Source organism: Caballeronia sp. LZ008, assembly GCF_031451435.1.
Lineage (GTDB): Bacteria > Pseudomonadota > Gammaproteobacteria > Burkholderiales > Burkholderiaceae > Caballeronia > Caballeronia zhejiangensis.
This window is the reverse complement of sequence record NZ_JARUXK010000019.1, coordinates 1-1,608: the sequence shown is the minus strand read 5'-3', so window position 1 is coordinate 1,608 and position 1,608 is coordinate 1. Positions and strand designations below refer to the sequence as shown.

The 1,608-nt window shown below is 55.2% G+C and carries 1 protein-coding gene; it reads right to left on the bottom strand.

Annotated elements, in window-relative coordinates:
- Nucleotides 1-495: 495 nt before the first annotated feature.
- On the bottom strand, nucleotides 496-1,347 hold the full coding sequence (locus QCE49_RS33530) for a hypothetical protein (protein ID WP_250460795.1): 852 nt from the start codon (nucleotides 1,345-1,347) through the stop codon (nucleotides 496-498).
- Nucleotides 1,348-1,608 lie beyond the last annotated feature (261 nt).

The following is a 1,608-nucleotide window of genomic DNA, read 5'->3' as shown; positions in this document are numbered from 1 at the left end:
AGGATGTCGGCGTCAATTCATTCGGAACACTGCATCGCGCCAGCTCTTCCGAATAAGCGAGCGCGCGTTCACAAGGGGATATTTCAACAGCCTGCTAGTACATCGAAGAAAATCCGCAACCTTCCGAAGCAGTGGCGTCTTTGATATGCCGTACGGAGGGGAACGCGTTGCCCGTTCATGAGAACCGGTCCTCAGTCTCTCGGTCGAGTGCTCTGTGCGCAGCTACATGTGATGCACTGCGACGCCGAAAGATGCGGAGCCATGGTGCCGGCGAAACTGGCCAAAGACTTCGCTCGGTTCGGCGAACGCGCTTTGGAGGAAAACTCAAGTGCGACCAGGGACGCCCGTCGATGATCGCGACATATGGTGCGCTATCTTTCGAAAGAGCTTTCTCTGCGCCGTCCCTTGCTTCGTCCGCCAACGCCGACTGACGCAGACCTGTCTCGAGGAGCGGGCATCGAGTCATCGTCTGTGTTTACCGCAATTAACTCGACGTCACCTCTGACGACCGATGTGACGATCTCGCTTTTCAAGCTCGGCACCGCAGAGCTGAGCAACTCTGCCGCTTTCGTTCTCCACTTTCCTGCGCTCCTCCGGCGTAATGGTAGTCCATTGCTGCTTTTCAGCGGCCGAGCCGAAACGCAAAACGTCTTCAAACATCGTCTCGAGATCTTCAGGATTTGCGAAGCCTGTCACTTGGAAAAGAAGGCTTGAGATGACGCTCGAACGATAGCCACTGTGAATCTCAAGGCGTTGCTCGTCCAGACCTTTCAGGAACGCGTCAACAGACGAACGGTCGAGGCCTTCGAGAGGCTCGCAAGTTGGCCCAGTGAAAAAGGATTCGGAAAACTCGACGCGCAGAACTGTCGCGAGATATGCCGATAGCTGAATCGAAATCGAAAATTCCTCTTTTGTTTCAGATCTTGCTCGACCGCTGACCGGGGTATTTGATTCCTGTTTCGCTGCGCTTACTGGTCCAGACTGTCGGGCGTCTACTCGACCGGCAGTACGGCGCCCGCGTTGGCATTCATCGCCATGTGAAGTCGCATCGACCACGTGCAATTGCGCGTCAAGGGCGGCGATGTGCGCGAACAGAGCGTCGGTAAGATCAAGGTCGGCCCGTACCCGAGTCCACGCGAATGTTATTTCCTCCGATACTGAACTTCCGCTATCGACGATGGGATTCGCTATTGGCGAAAAATCCTTGCTCGATACCCAGGGGGCCAACACCGAATCAGGGGCGCAATCGAGGTGCGATCCCCTAGGATTCCGGTCGCGGTGTCGCGGGTCGCGTGTTACATAGTATCGAGCGATGTCTGTTCGTTGGTCCGGCAACACGTCTTCCATAGACGAATCGATCACAGGTCTCGAACTGCGTCTCCGACTATAAAATTCGAAGCATTGTGGCTCGAAAATTCTCCGGAGCTCTTCGTTCCAGAGCGACTCTTTCGCTTCGAGACCCAGCAGCTGTCGTTCTTTCGAAACCCTTTGAGGACCCATTTCTTCCTCCTAGCAGGCTGTTGAAATATCCCCTTGTGAACGCGCGCTCGCTTATTCGGAAGAGCTGGCGCGATGCAGTGTTCCGAATGAATTGACGCCGACATCCTT

What these genes read in the sequence shown, in the direction of transcription:
- QCE49_RS33530 (WP_250460795.1), bottom strand. Translation starts at nt 1,347, where the DNA reads ATGGAAGACGTGTTGCCGGACCAACGAACAGACATCGCTCGATACTAT.